Origin of the sequence: Streptomyces carminius (assembly GCF_002794255.1) — a bacterium.
Lineage (GTDB): Bacteria > Actinomycetota > Actinomycetes > Streptomycetales > Streptomycetaceae > Streptomyces > Streptomyces carminius.
In genome coordinates this window covers 40,301-60,085 of record NZ_PGGW01000045.1, presented here as the reverse complement: position 1 = coordinate 60,085, position 19,785 = coordinate 40,301, and the positions used below count along the sequence as shown (strand labels likewise).

19 protein-coding genes and 1 pseudogene are annotated in these 19,785 nt (G+C 72.8%); 13 read left to right on the top strand and 7 right to left on the bottom strand.

The genetic code is table 11. The annotated features are described in order from the left end of the window. The first annotated feature begins 3 nt into the window (after positions 1–3). From chvE to CUT44_RS34870, 6 genes and pseudogenes are all read left to right on the top strand, one after another. A complete protein-coding gene (gene chvE, locus CUT44_RS13595) occupies positions 4–1,116 on the top strand; it encodes a multiple monosaccharide ABC transporter substrate-binding protein (RefSeq protein ID WP_100202224.1) in 1,113 nt (370 codons plus the stop codon). 56 nt (positions 1,117–1,172) lie between these two features. Then, on the top strand, positions 1,173–2,753 hold the full coding sequence (gene mmsA, locus CUT44_RS13590; protein WP_100202244.1) for a multiple monosaccharide ABC transporter ATP-binding protein: 1,581 nt from the start codon (positions 1,173–1,175) through the stop codon (positions 2,751–2,753). After that, positions 2,750–3,997 carry a multiple monosaccharide ABC transporter permease gene (gene mmsB / locus CUT44_RS13585; RefSeq protein WP_100202223.1) on the top strand — a complete coding sequence of 416 codons (1,248 nt, stop codon included), beginning with the start codon at positions 2,750–2,752 and terminating at the stop codon, positions 3,995–3,997. The genes mmsA and mmsB overlap by 4 nt, the downstream gene beginning before the upstream one ends. A gap of 100 nt (positions 3,998–4,097) precedes the next feature. After that, the gene (locus CUT44_RS13580) at positions 4,098–5,612 is read left to right on the top strand and encodes a family 43 glycosylhydrolase (RefSeq protein WP_100202222.1); all 1,515 of its coding nucleotides are present in this window, start codon (positions 4,098–4,100) and stop codon (positions 5,610–5,612) included. 165 nt (positions 5,613–5,777) lie between these two features. Further along, a complete protein-coding gene (locus CUT44_RS13575) occupies positions 5,778–6,755 on the top strand; it encodes an arabinan endo-1,5-alpha-L-arabinosidase (RefSeq protein WP_199185702.1) in 978 nt (325 codons plus the stop codon). Positions 6,756–6,784: 29 nt separating this feature from the next. Further along, positions 6,785–7,183, top strand: a pseudogene (locus CUT44_RS34870) (non-reducing end alpha-L-arabinofuranosidase family hydrolase); the annotation flags it as partial. 174 nt (positions 7,184–7,357) lie between these two features. On the opposite strand, the gene CUT44_RS13565 reads toward CUT44_RS34870, so the two are convergent. Then, positions 7,358–7,768 carry a Fur family transcriptional regulator gene (locus tag CUT44_RS13565; protein WP_100202221.1) on the bottom strand — a complete coding sequence of 137 codons (411 nt, stop codon included), beginning with the start codon at positions 7,766–7,768 and terminating at the stop codon, positions 7,358–7,360. 408 nt (positions 7,769–8,176) lie between these two features. Between CUT44_RS13565 and katG the strand changes: the two genes are divergently transcribed. Continuing rightward, positions 8,177–10,411: a catalase/peroxidase HPI gene (gene katG / locus CUT44_RS13560; RefSeq protein ID WP_100202220.1), complete on the top strand. Its 2,235-nt coding sequence runs from the start codon at positions 8,177–8,179 to the stop codon at positions 10,409–10,411. Positions 10,412–10,510: 99 nt separating this feature from the next. Here the strand turns inward: katG and CUT44_RS13555 are convergent, their stop codons facing one another. Beyond that, complete coding sequence (locus tag CUT44_RS13555; RefSeq protein WP_100202219.1) at positions 10,511–11,110, bottom strand: LURP-one-related/scramblase family protein; 600 nt, start codon at positions 11,108–11,110, stop codon at positions 10,511–10,513. A gap of 354 nt (positions 11,111–11,464) precedes the next feature. Here CUT44_RS13555 and CUT44_RS13550 point away from each other — a divergent pair, with 354 nt between their 5' ends. The 6 genes from CUT44_RS13550 to CUT44_RS13525 are packed head-to-tail and all read left to right on the top strand — an operon-like array spanning position 11,465 to position 16,406. Further along, positions 11,465–11,737, top strand: a complete 273-nt coding sequence (locus CUT44_RS13550; RefSeq protein ID WP_100202218.1) for a hypothetical protein — start codon at positions 11,465–11,467, stop codon at positions 11,735–11,737. Further along, positions 11,734–12,570: a UbiA family prenyltransferase gene (locus tag CUT44_RS13545; RefSeq protein WP_100202217.1), complete on the top strand. Its 837-nt coding sequence runs from the start codon at positions 11,734–11,736 to the stop codon at positions 12,568–12,570. Before CUT44_RS13550 ends, CUT44_RS13545 begins: the two co-directional genes overlap by 4 nt. Beyond that, complete coding sequence (locus CUT44_RS13540) at positions 12,570–13,751, top strand: NAD(P)/FAD-dependent oxidoreductase (protein ID WP_100202216.1); 1,182 nt, start codon at positions 12,570–12,572, stop codon at positions 13,749–13,751. Before CUT44_RS13545 ends, CUT44_RS13540 begins: the two co-directional genes overlap by 1 nt. Continuing rightward, positions 13,748–14,836 (top strand): type III polyketide synthase, encoded by a 1,089-nt coding sequence (locus tag CUT44_RS13535; protein ID WP_100202215.1) that lies wholly within the window; start codon positions 13,748–13,750, stop codon positions 14,834–14,836. The genes CUT44_RS13540 and CUT44_RS13535 overlap by 4 nt, the downstream gene beginning before the upstream one ends. Then, positions 14,833–15,351 carry an isoprenylcysteine carboxyl methyltransferase family protein gene (locus tag CUT44_RS13530; RefSeq protein WP_100202214.1) on the top strand — a complete coding sequence of 173 codons (519 nt, stop codon included), beginning with the start codon at positions 14,833–14,835 and terminating at the stop codon, positions 15,349–15,351. Before CUT44_RS13535 ends, CUT44_RS13530 begins: the two co-directional genes overlap by 4 nt. Before the next feature lie 20 nt (positions 15,352–15,371). Continuing rightward, positions 15,372–16,406: an NAD(P)/FAD-dependent oxidoreductase gene (locus tag CUT44_RS13525; RefSeq protein ID WP_100202242.1), complete on the top strand. Its 1,035-nt coding sequence runs from the start codon at positions 15,372–15,374 to the stop codon at positions 16,404–16,406. 21 nt (positions 16,407–16,427) lie between these two features. Here CUT44_RS13525 and CUT44_RS13520 read toward each other — a convergent pair whose 3' ends face one another. The 5 genes from CUT44_RS13520 to CUT44_RS13500 all read right to left on the bottom strand — a co-directional run bounded on the left by CUT44_RS13520 (position 16,428) and on the right by CUT44_RS13500 (position 19,558). Then, a complete protein-coding gene (locus CUT44_RS13520; RefSeq protein WP_100202213.1) occupies positions 16,428–16,727 on the bottom strand; it encodes a hypothetical protein in 300 nt (99 codons plus the stop codon). A gap of 259 nt (positions 16,728–16,986) precedes the next feature. Then, complete coding sequence (locus tag CUT44_RS13515; RefSeq protein WP_100202212.1) at positions 16,987–17,247, bottom strand: helix-turn-helix domain-containing protein; 261 nt, start codon at positions 17,245–17,247, stop codon at positions 16,987–16,989. Continuing rightward, complete coding sequence (locus tag CUT44_RS13510) at positions 17,247–17,744, bottom strand: DUF2975 domain-containing protein (protein ID WP_100202211.1); 498 nt, start codon at positions 17,742–17,744, stop codon at positions 17,247–17,249. Before CUT44_RS13510 ends, CUT44_RS13515 begins: the two co-directional genes overlap by 1 nt. A 177-nt stretch (positions 17,745–17,921) precedes the next feature. Next, positions 17,922–18,890 carry a pyridoxal-phosphate dependent enzyme gene (locus CUT44_RS13505; protein WP_100202210.1) on the bottom strand — a complete coding sequence of 323 codons (969 nt, stop codon included), beginning with the start codon at positions 18,888–18,890 and terminating at the stop codon, positions 17,922–17,924. After that, on the bottom strand, positions 18,887–19,558 hold the full coding sequence (locus tag CUT44_RS13500; RefSeq protein WP_233221391.1) for a helix-turn-helix transcriptional regulator: 672 nt from the start codon (positions 19,556–19,558) through the stop codon (positions 18,887–18,889). Before CUT44_RS13500 ends, CUT44_RS13505 begins: the two co-directional genes overlap by 4 nt. Between the last annotated feature and the right edge of the window lie 227 nt (positions 19,559–19,785).

The following is a 19,785-nucleotide window of genomic DNA, read 5'->3' as shown; positions in this document are numbered from 1 at the left end:
ACCATGAAGAACAGCCGAGCCGTATCCGCCGCTCTGGCCGTGACCGCCAGTTGCGCCATGCTCCTCCTCACCGCCTGCGGACAGAGCGGCGAGGGAGGGAGCAAGGAGACGGAGGACAAGGAGGACCTCACCATCGGCATCGCCATGCCGACCAAGTCCTCCGAGCGCTGGATCGCCGACGGCCGGAACATGACGGAGGCCCTGAAGAAGGCCGGTTACCGCAGCACCCTGCAGTACGGCGAGGACGACCCCGACCAGCAGGTTTCCCAGATCGAGAACATGATCACCCAGGGGGTCGACGCGCTGGTCGTGGCCGCCATCAACGGCGAGGCGCTCTCCAACGTCCTCCAGCAGGCCGCGGACGCCGACATCCCGGTGATCTCCTACGACCGGCTCATCCTGGGCTCTCCCCATGTGGACTACTACGCCTCCTTCGACAACGAGAAGGTCGGCGAGCTCCAGGCCACGTACATCGTCGACAAGCTCGGCCTGAAGGACGGCTCGGAGAAGGGGCCCTTCAACATCGAGCTGTTCGCCGGCTCCAACGACGACAACAACACCAAGTACTTCTTCAACGGGGCGATGAAGGTCCTCAAGCCCCACCTCGACAAGGGGCAGCTCGTCGTCCGGTCCGGGCAGACCGCCCTCAACCAGGTCACGACCCTGCGCTGGGACGGCGGAACGGCCCAGAAGCGCATGGACGACCTGCTGACCTCCACCTACTCCAAGGCCCGGGTGGACGCCGTCCTGTCGCCCTACGACGGCATCTCCATCGGCATCCTGTCGGCCCTCAAGTCGGACGACTACGGGAGCGCCGCCAAGCCCCTGCCGATCGTCACGGGCCAGGACGCGGAGGTCGCCTCCGTGAAGTCGATCATCGCCGGAGAGCAGACGCAGACGGTCTACAAGGACACGCGCGCCCTGGCCAAGGTCGCCGCGGACATGGTCGCCGCCGTCCTCGGCGACGAGAAGCCCGAAATCAACGACGACAAGACGTACGACAACGGCGAGAAGGTCGTCCCCGCCTACCTGCTCGACCCGGTCAGCGTGGACAAGTCGAACTACCGGGAGGTCCTGGTCGACTCCGGCTACATCGACGCCGGGGAGCTCAAGTGACCTCCACCCCGGGGGCCCGCCGCGAGGCGGGCCCCGCGGCCGGCACCGTCCTGGAGATGCGGTCCATCGTCAAGACCTTCCCCGGGGTCAGGGCGCTGTCCGACGTGACGCTCTCCGTGCGGCGCGGCGAGGTCCACGCACTGTGCGGGGAGAACGGCGCGGGCAAGTCGACCCTGGTGAAGGTCCTCTCCGGTGTGCACCCGTACGGGACGTACGAGGGCGAGATCCTCTTCGAGGGCGAACCGTGCCGCTTCCGGGACATCCGCGCCAGCGAACGGCGTGGCATCGTCATCATCCACCAGGAACTCGCGCTCGTCCCCCAGCTGTCCATCGCCGAGAACATCTTCCTCGGCAACGAGCCGTCCCGGCGCGGCGTCATCGACTGGCGCGAGGCACTGCGCAGGGCCGCCGAACTGCTCGGGCGGGTGGGGCTCGACGAGCACCCGGAGACCAGGGTCGCCGACATCGGGGTGGGCAAGCAGCAGCTCGTGGAGATCGCGAAGGCCCTGGCGAAGGACGTCAGGCTGCTCATCCTCGACGAGCCCACCGCGGCGCTCAACGACGAGGACAGCGCGAAGCTGATCCGGCTGATCCAGGGGCTGAGGCACCAGGGGATCACCTCGATCATCATCTCGCACAAGCTGAACGAGATCGCCCAGGTGGCCGACTCCGTCACCATCCTGCGCGACGGGCGTTCCATCGAGACGCTGGACGTCAGGGCGCCGGAGACCACCGAGGAGCGCGTCATCCGCGGAATGGTGGGGCGCGACCTGGACAGCCGCTTCCCCGACCGCACGCCGTACGCGGGCCCCGCCGTGGCGGAGCCCGCGCTGGAGATCCGCGACTGGACCGTGCACCACCCCGTCGACCAGCACCGCAAGGTCGTGGACGGGGTGTCGCTCACCGTCCGCCGGGGGGAGATCGTCGGCATCGCGGGGCTGATGGGTGCCGGCCGCACCGAACTGGCGATGAGCGTCTTCGGCCGCTCCTACGGCCGGTACGCGCGGGGCACCGTGCACAAGGACGGGCGGGAGATCCGCACCCGCACCGTTCCCGAGGCGGTCGCCAACAAGATCGCCTACGTCACCGAGGACCGCAAGCACTACGGCCTGAACCTCGGCGACTCCATCAGCCGGAACATCTCGCTCACCTCCCTGGGCCGGCTCGCCCGGCGCGGAGTGGTCGACGAACACGAGGAACGGCGGGTGGCCGAACGGTACCGCCGGACCATGAACATCAAGGCCCCCCACGTCTTCGAGAAGGTCGGCCGCCTCTCCGGCGGCAACCAGCAGAAGGTCGTCCTCAGCAAGTGGATCCTGGCCGGTCCGGACGTGCTGATCCTGGACGAGCCCACCCGCGGCATCGACATCGGCGCGAAGTTCGAGATCTACACCGTGATCGACCGGCTCGCCGCCGAGGGCAAGGCCATCCTCTTCATCTCCTCCGAGCTGCCCGAACTGCTCGGCATGTGCGACCGCATCTACACCATGGCCGCCGGGCGGCTCACCGGAGAGGTGGGGCGCGCGGACGCCACCCAGGAGGTGCTGATGCGGCACATGACGCAGACCCCTTCCGCACCGGCGACCGCCGCCACCGGCGCGCCCGGTCACACCGGCGACAAAGGACACCAGGCATGAGCACCGACCTGACCACCGATCCGGCCGCCCCGGCGCCCCCGGGCGACGCCCGGGACTCCCGCACCGGATCGCCGGTGGTACGCGCCCTGCTGGAGGGCGCCCGGCGCAACATGCGCCAGTACGGGATGCTGTTCGCCCTCGGTCTGATCGTTGTCCTGTTCCAGGTCTGGACGGGCGGCGACCTGCTGCTGCCGCGCAACGTCTCCAACCTGGTGCTGCAGAACAGCTACATCCTCATCCTGGCCGTCGGCATGATGATCGTCATCATCGCCGGGCATATCGACCTGTCGGTGGGCTCGCTGACGGCCCTGGTGGGCGCCGTGGCGGCGGTGCTGATGGTGCAGCACCAGCTGCCCTGGCCCCTCGCGGTGGGCATCACCCTCCTGCTGGGTGCCGCGGCCGGCGCCCTCCAGGGGTTCTTCATCGCCTACGTCGGCATCCCGTCGTTCATCGTGACGCTCGCCGGGATGCTGCTGTTCCGCGGTCTGACGGAGATCTTCCTGAAGGGGCAGACCCTGGGCCCGTTCCCGGAGGGGCTGCAGAAGATCGCCAACGGCTTCCTGCCCGAGGCCGGGCCCTCGACCAACTACCACAACCCGACCCTGCTCCTGGGGCTGGCGCTGATCGGCTTCGTGGTGTGGCAGGAGCTGCGCGACCGGCGCCGCCAGCGGGAGTTCGACCTGCAGACGCTCCCGGCCGGCCTGTTCGCCCTGAAACTGACGGCGCTGATCGCCGCCGTGCTGACGGCGACACTCCTGCTGGCCAGCTACAAGGGCGCCCCCGTGGTCCTGATCATCCTGGCCGTCCTGCTGGTCGGGTTCAGCTACGTCATGCGCAACGCGGTGGTGGGGCGCCATGTGTACGCCATCGGCGGGAACCTGCCGGCGGCGAAGCTGTCGGGGGTCAAGGACAAGAAGGTCACGTTCGCGGTGTTCCTGAACATGGGGGTACTCGCGGCGCTCGCCGGCCTGGTCTTCGCGGCCCGTTTCAACGCGGCCTCCCCCAAGGCGGGCATCAACTTCGAACTGGAGGCCATCGCGGCCGCCTTCATCGGCGGCGCCTCGATGAGCGGCGGCGTCGGCACCGTCCTGGGCGCCATCATCGGGGGCCTGGTCCTCGGAGTGCTCAACAACGGCATGAACCTCGTCGGGGTCGGCACGGACTGGCAGCAGGTGATCAAGGGCCTGGTGCTGCTCGCCGCGGTTGGCTTCGACGTGTGGAACAAGCGGAAGGTCGGCACCTGAGCGGTGCCCCGGCACGACCGCGCCGCCGTCCCCGCCGGCGGCGCGGCACCCGCCCCGCGGTGGCCCGTCCCCCGGCCACCGCCCCAGGAAGGAGCACCCGATGCCAGTCGGCGGAACACCGCGCACACCGTTACGCACGCGGTGGTGGCGGGCCTGCCTCGCCGCCGCCCTGACCGCCGTCCTGGTCGGGGTGAGCGGCATCGCCGTACCGCGGACGGCCTCGGCCGCGGTGGTGGACCCCGACGCCTCCTACGTGCTGGTCAACCGGCACAGCGGCAAGGCGCTGGACGTGTACGACCTGGCCACCGGCGACGGGGCGCGGATCACCCAGTGGTCCCGCAACGACGGCGCCTGGCAGCAGTGGCAGTTCGTCGACTCCGGTGACGGCTGGTACCGGGTCAGGTCCCGGCACTCGGGCAAGGTCCTCGGCATCGAGGGCGGCTCCACCGCGGACCGGGCTGGACTGGTCCAGCAGACCGACCGGAACAGCGCCGGCCAGCAGTTCCGCCTGGCCGACTCCGACGGCGGCCATGTGCGCCTGATCAACCGCAACAGCGGCAAGGCGCTCGACGTCCTCGACTTCTCCACCGACGACGGGGCCGAGATCATCCAGTGGCCGGACACCGGCGGCGCCAACCAGCAGTGGCAGCTGGTCAGACCGGGCCCCGGTGCCGTCGGCACGTTCACCAACCCGGTCAAGCGCAACGGCCCCGACCCGTGGCTGCAGTACCACGACGGCCACTACTACCTGGCCACGACCACCTGGAACTCCACGGTCACCATGCGGCGCTCGACCACCCTGGCCGGCCTGTCGACCGCACCCGACACCGTGGTGTTCGACCTGTCCGGCAGGCCGAACGGCTGCTGCAACATGTGGGCTCCGGAGTTCCATCTCCTGGACGGCCCCGACGGCCCGCGCTGGTACCTGTACTACACCGCCGGGCAGAACGTCTCCGACTACAACCCCACCCAGCGGCTGCACGTGCTGGAGAGCGAGGGCACGGACCCGATGGGGCCGTACCGCTTCAAGGCGGACCTGGGGAACACCTGGGAGCTCGACCCGAGCATCCTGAAGACGAACGGCAGGCTGTACCTGCTGGGCAGCGCCATGGACGGCACGCAGAGCCTGTCCATCACCCCGCTGAGCAACCCCTGGACCCCCAGCGGCCCGCGCCGCACCATCAGCTCGCCGACCCTGCCGTGGGAACGGCAGACCGGTGCGGTGAACGAGGGCGCCGAACCGCTCCACCACAACGGCAGGACCATGCTCGTCTACTCGGCCAGCGCCTGCTGGGGCCCGGACTACAAGCTGGGCCTGCTCACCCTCACCGGCACCGATCCGCTCGACCGGGACCACTGGACCAAGTCGCCGAACCCGGTGTTCCAGCGCAGCGACGCCAACGGCGTCTTCGCGCCGGGGCACAACGGGTTCTTCAAGTCCCCCGACGGCACCGAGGACTGGATCGTCTACCACGCCAACGACTCGGCGAGCGGCGGCTGCGACATGAACCGGTCCACCCGGGCTCAGAAGTTCACCTGGAACGCCGACGGCACCCCCGACTTCGGCACCCCGGTCAGGACGGGCGTCCCGCTCACCGCGCCGTCCGGCGAGTAGGGAACCGTCCCGTCCTCATCCCCACACCGGAACAAGGAGACTCCGGCGGTGAACGACAACACCGGAACGACCGAAGCAACCGGAAGGACGGCACCGGCGGCGCCCGCGGGCCGGCCGGGTCCGCGCCCCGCGCCGCGCCCCCGGCGACGCCGGACCGGCCGGACCGTGGGAGCACTGCTGGCGGTGTGCGCGCTGGCCGCGACGTCCGTCGTCGGCACGGCCGGACAGCGGCCGGCGGCGGCCGGCACCGTCACCGTCGCGGAATACCCGGGTCCCGGCCACGTCACCGGGGACATCGGGGTGCACGACCCGACCTTCGTCAAGCGGCCCGACGGCGGCTACCTGGTCGCGCACACCGGCGACGGCATCGCCCTGAAGACCTCCACCGACCGCACCGCTTTCCGCGGCGCCGGGTCGGCCTTCCCCGGCGGAGCGCCCTGGACCACCGCCTACACCGACGGCAGCCGCGACCTGTGGGCACCGGACCTCTCATACCACAACGGCCGCTACCACCTGTACTACTCGGCCTCGACCTTCGGTTCCAACCGTTCGGCGATCTTCCTGGCGACCAGCACCAGCGGCGCCGCCGGCAGCTGGACCGACCACGGCCTGGTGGTCGAGTCCCGGGAGACGGACGACTTCAACGCCATCGACCCCGACCTCGTCGTGGACGACCGGGGCCGCTGGTGGCTGTCCTTCGGCTCCTTCTGGTCGGGTGTCAAGATGATCCGGCTCGACCCGTCCACCGGGAAGCGGAGCGGCACCGCCTTCCACTCCCTCGCCGGGCGCGGCGGCGGCGCGATCGAGGCCCCCACCATCGTCAGGCGCGGTACCCACTACTACCTGTACGTCTCGTTCGACCTGTGCTGCCGGGGCGCGTCCAGCACCTACCGGATCGTGGTCGGCCGCTCCACCGACGTCACCGGCCCGTACCGCGACCGCGACGGCGTGGCGATGACCTCCGGCGGCGGGACCGAGGTGCTGGCCGGTCACGGCGGCATCCACGGTCCCGGCCACCAGGACGTGTTCACCGACACCGACGGCGACATCCTCGGCTACCACTACTACGCGGACAACGGCGCGGCGTTGCTGGGTGTCAACCTGCTGGCCCATGACTCGGCCGGCTGGCCCTACGCCCACTGAATCCCGGGGCCCGGCAGGGCGCGGCACCGGTGTCATCGGTACGGACGGCGACCGGGCCACCGGCGACCGGAGGGCCCGACGGCCACACGCGGACCGCGCCCAGACCGCGGTGCGGGACTTCCCGAACGGATTCGGCGACACGGCCATCGCCCTGGCGGACTCCGACCGCGACCGCCTGTTCGAGGGCGCCGCGGTCCACCGGATCGGCTGCACCGGCGAGTACCTGCTGCTCCGGGAGGCCGTCGGGCCCGACGGCCGCCGCCTGGTGCCGGTCCTTCGCCTCCGACCGCGTCGAGGGCCCGTGGAGCCCGTCGGCCGACACCGAGTCCACCCCGTTCGCCCGGTCCGGCAGCGTGACCTTCCCGGCGTGGACACGGGACTTCGGCCACGGTGAACTGAACAGGGCGGACAACGACCAGACACTCACCATCGACCCGTGCCGTCCGCAGTTCCCCCACCGGGGGCTCGGCCCGAATGCCGGCGGAGACCACAGCGCACTGCCCTGGCGGATGGGGCTGCTCACCCAGACCGACTCCACCTGCCGATCCCGCCCGGCGTCCCCGCCCCTCGCGGGGGCGCCGGCCACATCGCGGGCGAGGACGTCAGGCGCAGGACGGGCACAGCCCGCGATAGGTGATCTCCGCCTCCGACACCGTGAAGCCGAACCGCTCCTCCGCCGGGAGGTCGGCCAGCGGGTCGCCGGTCGGGTGGACGTCGCGGATGGTGCCGCAGCCGGAACACACCAGGTGCTGGTGCGGACGGTGTGCGTTGGGGTCGTAGCGCTTGGCGCGGCCGTCGGTGGAGACCTCCGTGACCTCACCGAGGGAGACCAGCTCGCCCAGGGTGTTGTAGACGGTCGCCCGGGAGATCTCGGGCAGCCGCTGCGCCGCGCGGACGTGCACCTCGTCGGCGGTGAGGTGCACGTGGTCGCCGTCGAGGACCTCCGCAACGACACGCCGCTGGGAGGTCATCCGCCAGCCGCGTCCTCGCAGTCGCTCCAGCAGGTCGCTCATGTCGGTTCACCTATTCGGGGTTGGCGGGATGTCCAAAGTTTACAGTGGACGTCCGGGTTTCGACCAGATATGCGCCTGGCGCGTTTCTTGACTTGGACTCTGTCCATTGTAGGATCGGTTCCGGTGACAGCCAAGGGACAGGAAAACTCCAGTACGGCAGGGGAGAGACGTGACGGGACCACCGCCCGGGAGCTGCGCGGTGTCGGCCCGCGGATGACAGCCACCCGACAGCCACCCGTGCCACGCCGTCCGAGACCGCCCGGGGCGGCGACCACTCCGGCACCGGGGTGACCGTGCCCGGGCCGCCCGGGAGGGAGGCCGGGGCCACTCACTGGAGTTCGTACCTCGACCGTTCCACCACCCGCAGCTCCCGAGCCCGTGATCTGCCCAGTCCGGAAGGATTCCCAGTTGTCCGAGAACCATGACGCAATCGTCACAGACCCGAAGACGGAGGGCGAGACCGGCGGTTGCCCGGTTGCGCACGGACGCGCCCCGCACCCGACCCAGGGCGGCGGAAACCACCAGTGGTGGCCCGAGCGGCTCAACCTGAAGATCCTCGCCAAGAACCCGGTGGTGGCCAACCCCCTCGGCGAGGACTTCGACTACGCCGAGGAGTTCAAGTCCCTCGACCTCGCGGCCGTGAAGCGGGACATCGCGGAGGTGCTGACGACCTCGCAGGACTGGTGGCCGGCCGACTACGGTCACTACGGCCCGCTCATGATCAGGATGGCGTGGCACAGCGCGGGCACCTACCGGATCAGCGACGGCCGCGGTGGCGCCGGGGCCGGCCAGCAGCGTTTCGCCCCCCTCAACAGCTGGCCGGACAACGGGAACCTCGACAAGGCCCGCCGTCTGCTGTGGCCGGTCAAGAAGAAGTACGGCCGGCGGATCTCCTGGGCCGACCTCATGATCCTCACCGGCAACGTCGCCCTGGAGACGATGGGCTTCGAGACCTTCGGCTTCGCCGGCGGCCGTGAGGACGTCTGGGAGCCCGACGAGGACGTCTACTGGGGCCCCGAGACCACCTGGCTCGGTGACGAGCGCTACAGCGGCGACCGGAACCTGGAGAGCCCGCTGGCCGCGGTCCAGATGGGCCTCATCTACGTCAACCCGGAGGGCCCGAACGGCAACCCGGACCCGGTCGCCTCGGCCCGCGACATCCGTGAGACGTTCCGCCGGATGGCGATGAACGACGAGGAGACCGTCGCCCTCATCGCCGGCGGCCACACCTTCGGCAAGACCCACGGCGCGGGCCCGGCGGAGAGCGTCGGCCCCGACCCCGAGGCCGCCCCGATCGAGCAGCAGGGCCTGGGCTGGAAGAACACCCATGGCACCGGCAAGGGCGGTGACACGATCACCAGCGGTCTGGAGGGTGCCTGGACGGCCACCCCGACCCGGTGGGACAACAGCTTCTTCGAGACCCTGTTCGGTTACGAGTGGGAGCTGACCAAGAGCCCCGCCGGGGCGAACCAGTGGCGGCCGAAGGACGGCGCCGGCGACGGCACCGTCCCGGACGCCCACGACCCGGCCCGGAGCCACGCGCCGATGATGACCACGGCCGACCTCGCGCTCCGCTTCGACCCGGTCTACGAGCAGATCTCGCGGCGCTTCCTGGAGAACCCCGACGAGTTCGCGGACGCCTTCGCCAAGGCGTGGTTCAAGCTGACGCACCGCGACATGGGGCCGGTCGCCCGCTACCTCGGCCCGGAGGTCCCGGCCGAGACGCTGCTGTGGCAGGACCCCCTGCCCGAGCGGACGTACGAGCTCGTCGACGCCCAGGACATCGCCTCCCTCAAGGCCGACGTCCTCGCCTCGGGCCTGTCGGTGTCCGACCTGGTGTCCACCGCCTGGGCGTCGGCCTCGTCCTTCCGCGGCAGCGACAAGCGCGGCGGCGCCAACGGCGCGCGCATCCGGCTGGAGCCGCAGAACGGCTGGGAGGTCAACGACCCCGACCGGCTGGCGACGGTGCTGCGCACCCTGGAGGGCGTCCAGGAGGCCTTCAACACCGCCCAGACCGGCGGCAAGCGGATCTCCCTCGCCGACCTGATCGTGCTCGGCGGATGCGCCGCCGTCGAGAAGGCCGCCAAGGAGGCCGGCTTCGACGTCGAGGTCCCCTTCACCCCGGGCCGGGTGGACGCCTCGCAGGAGCAGACCGACGTGGAGTCGTTCGCCGCGCTCGAGCCGACCGCCGACGGGTTCCGCAACTACCTCGGCAAGGGCAACCGGCTGCCGGCCGAGTACCTGCTGCTCGACAGGGCGAACCTGCTCAATCTGAGCGCCCCTGAGATGACGGTCCTCGTCGGCGGCCTCCGCGTCCTGGACGCGAACCACCGGCAGTCGCCGGCCGGTGTCCTCACCTCGGCCCCCGGGACGCTGACCAACGACTTCTTCGTCAACCTGCTCGACCTGGGCACGGAGTGGAAGCCGGTGTCCGAGGACGCGACCACCTTCGAGGGCCGCGACGCTGCCACGGGTGAGGTCAGGTGGACCGGCACCCGCGCCGATCTCGTCTTCGGGGCGAACTCCGAGCTGCGCGCGGTCGCGGAGGTCTACGCGAGCGACGACGCGAAGGAGAAGTTCGTGACGGACTTCGTCGCGGCGTGGGACAAGGTGATGAACCTCGACCGGTTCGACCTCGCCTGACGCGCGACGCGCGACGCGCGACGCGCGACGCGTGACGTCTGACGCCTGACGTCCGGGCCGGCCCGCGCGGGCCGGCCCGGACGCCTCCGGCTGCTCCGGTCAGCGGTCCTGGAGCGCGTCCAGAGCCACGGCCTGCGCGATGGCGAGCCGGCGGTCGACGTCGGGCGAGGCGACCTCCAGCACGTAGCGGTCGCGCAGACCGAACTTCTTGTCCACCGACAGCACCTGCCTGCCGCCCAGCGTGAAGTCGAAGTGGTACGGCCACGCGAACGGCAGCAGATCGGTGAACGGGATCACGCCCCAGACCCGCCGCAGCACGGCCACGAAGCGGCTGCGCTCCAGTCCGGTCAGCTCCGCCCTGCCCGGCTGCTCCAGCTGCCAGGTCGAGCGCAGCAGGGAGGCGGCGAACTTCTTGCGGAACGACCCGATGACGTCGCCCGCCTCGTCCGTCACGTCGTAGACGGTCCCGAGGTCGAGGATCTTGCGGGCCTTGAAGGAGCACAGAACCCGCTGCCTGGACTCGTCGGTGTAGCAGGTCACCTGTTCCTTGAACGCCAGGCGCTTCTGCTGGGCGAAGGCGACGACCTCGCCCTCGGAGCCGTCCGGCTCCTCCGTGGTCACCACGTACCGGTTGACAGCGAAGGTCACCTTCTGCCGGATGTGGAAACGCTCCTGCGTCTGGAACCGCGAGTTGTCCACGAGTGTTCTCAGTCCTCATCTGGTGCCTGCGCACCGCTGTGCTGCCCGCTCCGTGCGGGTGCCCGGGGCCGCTGCCTGTCGTCCTCCGCGGACGCGCGGCGGAGACAGCCATCCCTCGGAACCTGTCACGTACCAGGATGCCGCCCGGTTCACACGGGCGGCGGACGGCTCCGCCGGCCGCCCGTGCCCCGCCGCCGGTCCCGGCATACGATTCCCTCCGCGCCCGCCGTGCCGTCCCCGCACCCGTGGCCGCCCCTCCGCCCGGCGGGGCGGACCGGCGCCGGACGCGGCCGGCATCCGCCGGATGCCGGAACACCCCGTGTGAGCGGGCGGCAACGGGGGCACCGGTCCTGCATGCGCATCGTGGTCACCGGGACGACAGGGAACACCGGCTCCGCCGTCGTGCGGCGCCCGCATGCCGGGGGCGGACACGCCCTCACCGGCCCGGCCCGGCGGTCGCCGGACGGCTTCACGGACCGCGGTGCAGGGCGGCGCCCGACCGGCCTCGGCACCGAAACCCGCCGTGAGACGTTCGCCGAGGTGCCCGTGCCGCGTCCCCGCACCGTGCGCGGCGCGCCCGGCGACGCGGTCCGCCGCGGGCCGGTCGCGGTGCGGCGGCGCCCGTGACCGCCGACACGGCCGGGACGCGCCCCGGACCGCCGCCCGCGCTCGCGCTGCTCGCCGCCGCCCACGGCGGGCCTGCCCTGGCCGTCGCCGCCATCGCGGGCCTGCTCGCGCTCCGCGGGGACCTGCGCCCGCTCGACGCCGCCGTCGTCACCGGGGCGGTGCTCACCGGCCAGCTCACCATCGGCTGGGGCAACGACCTGCGCGACCTTCCGCGCGACCGCGCCGTCGGCCGCGCCGACAAGCCGCTGGCCACCGGAGCGCTCCCGGTCGGGTGGGTGGTGCGTGCCCTGGTGGTGGCCGCGCTCGCCTGTCTGGTGCTGTCCGCGCTCGCCGGCTGGCGCAGCGCGCTGGTCAACATCGTCCTGGGCGCCGGCGCGGGCCACGCCTACAACCTGGCGCTCAAGTCGACCCGGTGGTCCTGGGTGCCGTACGCCAGCGCCTTCGGCACGCTGCCCTCGGTCGTCACCCTGGCCGGCCCCGCCCCGGAGTGGGCACCGCTGTGGATGACCGCCGCCGGCGCCGCACTCGGTGTCGGGGCCCACCTGCTCAACACGCTTCCCGACCTCGCCGACGACGAGCGCACCGGCGTCCGCGGCCTGCCGCACCGGATCGGCGAGCGCCCCTCGCGCGTCCTGGCCGCGGTGCTGCTGCCCGCCGCCTCGCTGCTCGCCGTGTTCGGCCCGGCCGGAGCCCCTCCGGGGTGGGCGTGGGCCGCCCTCGTACCGGTGGCCGTCCTCGCGGTGCTCACGCTGGTCGCCCGCGGCCGCACCCCCTTCCGCGCCGCGGTGGCCATCGCCCTGCTGGATGTCGTCCTGCTCGTGGCGGCCGGCTGATGGGGCCGGCACCCGCCCACTGGGACCTCGCGGTGGTCGGCGCCGGACCGGCCGGCGCCGCCACCGCCCTGGGGGCGCTGCACGCCGACCCCCGCCTGCGCGTCGCCCTCCTGGACCGGGCGGACTTCCCGCGGGACAAGGCCTGCGGCGACGGCGTGGCCCCCCATGTCCTCGATCTCCTCGCCGAGGTCGGTGCCACCGGTCTCGTCGAGGACCGGGTCCCGGTCGGCCGCCTCCGCATCGGCCGCGGCGGCCTGGCCGCCGAGCGGCGGACGGCCCGTCCGGCCTGGGTGGTGCCGCGCCGGATCCTCGACGCCCGGCTGGTCGACGCGGCGCTCGCCGCCGGCGCCCGGTTCCGGCGGCACCGGGTGCGCGAACTGCGGCAGCACACCGGCGCGGTGGTCCTGGACGGGGAGATCTCCGCCGCGGTCGTCGTCGGCGCCGACGGCGCCCACTCCGCCGTGCGGCGCGCGCTCGGCCGGCCCCGCGGTCCGTCGGCCCTGGCGCTGCGCGGCTACGCCCCGGTCGCGCCCGGACGGCGCGGCGCGCAGGTCATCGAGTTCGGCACCCGGCACCAACCCTCCTACGCCTGGTCCTTCGACCGCGGTGACGGACACGCCAACATCGGGTACGGCGAGGTCCTCCACACCGGCCGTCCGGCACCGACCCGCGCCCAGCTCCTCGAACGCCTCGACGTGCTCCTGCCCGGCGCGGCCGAGGGCGGGCGGGACTGGACCGGCCACCACCTGCCGCTGTCGACGGCACACTGGCGCCCGCCGGCCGGCCGCGTGCTGCTCGCGGGCGACGCGGCAGGCCTGGTGAACCCGCTGACCGGCGAGGGCATCTACTACGCGGTGGCCACCGGCATCGCGGCCGGCCGGGCCGCGGCCGCGGCCCGGCACGAGGGGCGGCCCGAGCGGGCGGGGGAGTGGTACGCCCGCGCCACCCGCCGGATCCTGCTGCCCCATCTGCGCCACACCGCGCTGGCCGCCCGCCTGGCCCGCGGCCGTCTCGTCCTCGCGGCCGGGCTGCGCGCCTCGGCCGCCGACCAGCGCGTCTTCGACGACCTCGTCGAGCTCGGCCTCGCCCGGGGCCGGCTCACCCCCACTGTCGCGTTCGGCCTCGGCCGGGCGCTTCTCGCACCCACCCGCCCGACCGGCCGATCCAGGGAGCCAGCATGACCATGCGCGTCCTCAGCGTCCGCGGCGTCCTGCCCGAGCACCGCCACCGGCAGGAGGAGATCACCGAGGCCTTCACCACCACGCTGGTCGAGGGCACGGTCGACCGCGGCGTCGCCGAACGGTTCCACCGCAACGCGTGCGTCGAGACCCGGCACACCGTGCTCCCGCTGGCGGAGTACGCCCGGCTGGAGGACTTCGGCCGGGCGAACGACGTCTTCATCCGGGCCGGCACCGAACTGGGCGCCCGCGCGGTCGTCGACGCGCTCAAGGGCGCCGGTCTGACCCCGGCCGACGTCGACTGCATCGTCTCGTGCACGGTGACCGGTCTGGCCGTCCCCTCGCTCGAGGCCCGTGTCGCGGCGGAGATCGGGCTGCGCCCCGACGTGGTGCGCCTGCCCCTGGTCGGCCTCGGCTGCGTCGCCGGCGCGGCCGGCCTCGCCCGCCTGCACGACCTGCTGCGCGGCCGTCCGGACGGGGTCGCGGTGCTGATGTCGGTGGAACTGTGCTCGCTCACCTTCCAGCGCGACGACACCTCCGTCGCCAACCTGGTGGCCGGCGGCCTGTTCGGGGACGGCGCGGCGGCGGTGGTCGCCGTCGGGCCCGAGCACCCGCTCGCGCGGTCCGGGGACCTCGCCCGCCCCGAGGTACTCGCCTCGCGCAGCCGCCTCTACCCCGACTCGGAGCGGGCGATGGGCTGGGACATCGGCTCCGGCGGGTTCAGGATCGTGCTCGACACCTCGGTTCCCGGTCTGGTGCGCCGCCACCTCGGCGACGACGTCCGCGGCTTCCTCGCCGACCACGACCTGACCGGCGACGACATCGGCTGGTACGTCGCACACCCCGGCGGCCCCAAGGTCCTGGAAGCGCTGCAGGACGCCCTCGGGGTCGGGCGGGACGCCCTGAGAGTGACCTGGGACTCGCTGCGCCGGATCGGCAACCTGTCCTCCGCCTCGGTACTGCACGTCATGGCCGACACGCTCGCCGCCCGGCCGCCGGGTCCCGGCTCGTACGGGCTCATGCTCGCCATGGGTCCGGGCTTCTGCTCCGAACTGGTGCTCCTGCGCGCCCCGGGAGGCGAGGGATGAGCGGCGAGGTCCTGTTCACCGTCCTGGTCCTGGCCGTCGGCCTGGAGCGGATCGCCGAGCTGGTGGTGTCCAAGCGCAACGCCGCCTGGAGTCTGGCGCGCGGCGGTGTGGAGTCCGGGCGGGGGCACTACCCGTTCATGGTGGTGCTGCACACGGGCCTGCTGGCCGGGGCGCTGGTGGAGGTGTGGGTGCGCCGGCCGGAGGCCGTGCCGGTCCTCGCCTGGACCATGTTCGCGCTCGTCGTGGCCTCGCAGGCGCTGCGCTGGTGGTGCATCGCCACCCTGGGCCGGCAGTGGAACACCCGGGTGATCGTCGTACCCGGCGCCCCGCGCGTGACCGGCGGTCCCTACCGGTGGATCCCGCACCCGAACTACGTCGCCGTCGTGGTGGAGGGGATCGCGCTCCCGCTGGTGCACTCGGCCTGGATCACGGCGGCCGTCTTCACCGTGCTGAACGCCTTCCTGCTCGCCACCCGGGTCCGGACCGAGGAAGCCGCCCTGGCGCGGCTGGCCTGACGGGACACGACGTGCGCGATGTGGACCTGCTCGTCGCCGGCGGGGGCCCCGCCGGCCTCGCCACGGCCCTGCACGCGGCCCGGGCGGGGCTGGAGACCACCGTTCTCGAGCGACGCGCCGGCACCGTCGACAAGGCGTGCGGCGAGGGACTGATGCCGGGGGCCGTCGCCGCCCTGGCCGCGCTCGGCGTACACCCGCCCGGGCGCGACCTGCGGGGCATCCGGTACGTCGCCGGGGCACGCCGGGCCGACGCCGCCTTCCGGGCGGGCCCGGGCCGCGGGGTGCGCCGCACGGTGCTGCACACGGCGCTGTGCGAGGCGGCGCTGGCCGCGGGCGTGGCGATCGAGCAGCACACCGTGCGCCGGGTCGCGCAGGATGGGGACGGTGTGGTGGTCGACGGCATCCGGGCCGGTCACCTCGTCGCGGCCGACGGCCTGCACTCACCGGTCCGTCATGCCCTGGGCCTGCACCGGCCGTGCCGGACCCGTCCGCGGCACGGGCTGCGGCGCCACTACGCGCTCGCCCCCTGGGGCGACCGTGTCGAGGTGCACTGGGCCCGCGACGCGGAGGCCTATGTGACCCCGGTGGCCGGCGGCCTGGTGGGCGTCGCGGTGCTCACCACCGTCCGCAGGCCCTACGACGAGCACCTCGCCGCCTTCCCCGGACTGCGGGAGCGGCTGGCCGGGGCCCGTCCGGCCGGACCGGTGCGCGGGGCGGGCCCGCTCCGCCAGACGGCGGGCGCGCGTACCGCCGGCCGGGTGCTGCTCGTCGGCGACGCCGCCGGTTACGTCGACGCGCTGACCGGTGAGGGCGTCGCGCTGGCGCTCGCGCAGGCGCCTGCGGCGGTACGGGCGATCATCGCCGGCGACCCGGGAGCGTACGAACGGGAGTGGCACCGGCTCACCCGCCGCTACCGCCGGCTGACCCGTGCGCTGCTCGGCACGGCGGGAGTGCCCTGGACCCGGGCGGCGCTGGTGCCCGCGGCGCAGCGGCTGCCGTGGCTGTTCTCGGCGGCCGTCGACGCGCTGGCGCGCCCGGTGGGGGAGTCCGCCTGAGCGGACCGGACGGGGCGGGGGTCAGACGTCGCTCTCCGTCCAGGTGTAGTCCGGGGGCCGGTAGTCGGCGCAGCGCTCCAGCAGGCGGTCCAGGTCCGGCTCCACGAGGAGCATCCGCCGATAGGGGGCGCGCAGGAATCCCTCGGCGACCATGTGGTCGACGAAGCGCAGCAGCAACATCGCCCACGCACCGTGCTGCGGCGGGGCCCACCGCCCGCGCCGTCCGCGGTGGCGGTCCGGCGCCGGGGCGGAGCCGGCCGGGGCGGTGCCCTCGCCCCTGATCCGGCGGACGCCGCCGGACGGCTTCGGCATCGTGTCCATCGTGTTCCCCTCCCTCGGCCGGCGCACCGCGTCGCGCGTCCGCCGCCGGTGAGCGGCTTCCCGTCCCCGCGCCGGTTCGTGAACGTAGTCCGGGACACGGCCGGGCACATGGGCCGTTCGGGCCTCCCACCGGCCCCTTCGCCCTCGCCGCCGGTTGGTGTCCCTCCGCGTGCGGGCTCGGGGAACGACTCGTCGGGGCACGGCAAGGGTGGGGCATCCGGCGGTGCCGCCCCGGCCGGAACACGGCCGTGGTGTTCCGTCAGCCCACGTGCCCCGGTGACCGGTGCTCTTCGTGCGCCGTCCCGTCCGCCGGGTTCCCGGGTTCCCAGCGCAGCAGGTCCCCCGGCTGGCACTCGAGCGCCTCGCAGAGCGCGGCGAGTGTGGCGAAGCGCACCGCCTTGGCACGGCCGTTCTTGAGCACCGCCAGGTTGGCGGGTGTGATCCCGACGCGGTCCGCGAGCTCGCCCACGGACATCTTCCGCCTGGCCAGCATCACATCGATGTCGACGGTGATCGGCATCAGATGACCTCCGCCAGTTCGGCGCGCATCCGCGTCGCCTCGACATCGCGTGCGACGGCCTGGGCGAGCAGCATCCGCAGCACGAGCACGACGAGCGCGACCCCGAAGACCGCCAGGGAGACCCCGCACAGCAGGAGCACGACCCCCGGGGCCACGGCCTCGCCCGGTGCGAGGACGACCGCGAGTGCGAACACCAGGAGCGCGGCCGCCGTGAACGCACCGATCACGATGTGCACGTACCGGAAGGCGGCATGGGAGAAGACGGTTCCGTGCCGCACCATCGTCACCAGCCGCCATACGCAGACCAGAACGACCTGGACCGTCACCACACCCAGGAAGAAGATCACGAGGATCGGGGTGCGCAGGTACGCGAACTCCGCGTCGAGTTCCTCCAGATCGATGGCCAGCAGCGGCACCATCACCGCCTGGACGAACACCGAACCGGCGAGCAGCGCCACGAGCACGGCCCGCAGCGCGAGCACCGTCAGCTTTCCCATCGTCTCTCCTTCAATCGAGCAACGATGGAAACCTATCGATATTCGATAGGTTGAGCAAGGGGTGGGCACGCCGAGGAAGGGAGCCCGGTACGGACGCGCGGCCTGGTGCCGACGGTGCCGGGCGGTGAACACCCCGCCGCGAACCCGCGGCGGGGGTCTTCCGGGAGCCGGCGGGTCTCAGCCGCCGCACAGCTCGGCGAAGCGCCGCGCGCTGATGTTGCCTCCGGAGAGGATCACCCCGACGCGGCGCGGGAGCCGTTCGAGGCGGCCGGAGAGCAGGGCGGCCAGCGGTGTGGCGCCGCTGGGCTCCAGGACGGTCTTCAGCCTTTCGAAGGCGAACCGCATCGCCGCGCGGATCTCGTCGTCGTCGACCAGCGCGATCTCGTCCACCAGGCGCCGGTTGACCGAGAAGGTCAGCTCGCCGGGGGCCTCGGCGGCCTGGCCGTCGGCGATGGTGCGCGGCACCGGGATGGTGACGCGCTCGCCCGCGGCCAGGGAGCGGCGGGTGTCGTCCCCCGCCTCCGGCTCGACGCCGATCACCCGGGTGGCGGGGTGCAGTCCCTTGGCGGCGGTGGCGCTCCCGGCCATCAGTCCGCCGCCGCCCACCGGCGCCACCAGGGCGTCCAGCTGCCCGGTCTCCTCGATCAGTTCCAGCGCGGCGGTACCCTGCCCGGCGATGACGTGCGGGTGCTCGTACGGCGGGATCAGCGCCAGCCCGCGTTCGGCGGCCAGCGCCTCGCCGAGGGCGGTCCGGTCGCCGGTGTAGCGGTCGTAGGTGACGATTTCCGCGCCGTAGCCGGCGGTGGCCTCCATCTTGGACTTCGGGGTGTCCTCGGGCATGAGGATGACCGCGGTGGTGCCCATCTCCCGGGCGGCCAGCGCGACGGCCTGGGCGTGGTTGCCGGAGGAGTAGGCGGCGATGCCCCGGGCCGCCTGTTCCGGGGAGAGCCGGGAGGCGGCGTTGTAGGCGCCGCGGAACTTGAAGGCGCCCACGCGCTGGAAGTTCTCGCACTTGAGGAAGACCTCGGCGCCCACCAGGGCGTCCAGGGTGCGCGAGTGCAGCACCGGGGTGCGGTGGGCGACGCCCTTGATCCGCGCGGCGGCGTCGCGCACGTCGTCCAGGGTGACCGGAGGCCGGTTCGTCATGGTTGCTCTCCTTGCGGGGCGGTGTGGCCGGACCCGGCGTCGTCCCGCGCGGACCGGGCGCGTACCTCGGCGAGGTAGTTGTAGGCGGAGGCGCGGGAGATGCCGAGCCGGGCGGCGACCTGCGGGACCGAGCGGCGCACGGCGAACACCCCCCGCTCGTGCAGGCGGGTGAAGAGATCCAGACGCTCGGTGCGGCTGAGGTCGGACCAGGGTTTGTTCTCCCGCAGCTGGTAGGTGTCGACGACGGCGTCCACCACGGAGCCGATGTCGTCACCGAAGGTCGTGGTCGGTACGGCGGCGGGGGTGGTGACACCGGCGAGACCGCCGATCAGGGCGTGGACCTGGTTGACCGCGGTGATGTCCAGGTTCACGCACAGTGCCCCGAACACCGTGCCGGTGGAGTCGCGCAGCACCATCGTGGAAGACTTGACCAGCTTCCCGTCGCGGGTCCGGGTGACGTAGTTGAGTTCGTCACGCGCCTCGTCGCCGCGGGCGAGTATCCCCATGCCGATCTCGCTCATCGAGCCGCCGACGGTGCGTCCGGTGACCGAGCCGGCGATGGCCGCCACGGAGCGCTCGGGGCGGCGGAAGTCGTGCACGACCACCTCGCAGAACGACCCCAGGGTCGCGGCGATCCCGTCGACCACCGGGGCCAGCGCGGCGATGATCGCGTCCTGCTCCCGGGCCGGCGCCTCACACGCCCCCCGGGACTTCCCGCACCCTGCCTCCGCCGGGCGGGAAGGCGGCACCGACGCACCGGGCCCGCCCGCTCCCGGCCACCCGTCGCCGGTGCGCCGCCCGCCGGGGCCGCGATCGGGGGACGGGCCGGGCGGCATCGGTCCTCCAGCTTGTCGGGGCCCCTCCGGGCCGAGGTCTTGGACGTAAAGTACATCGA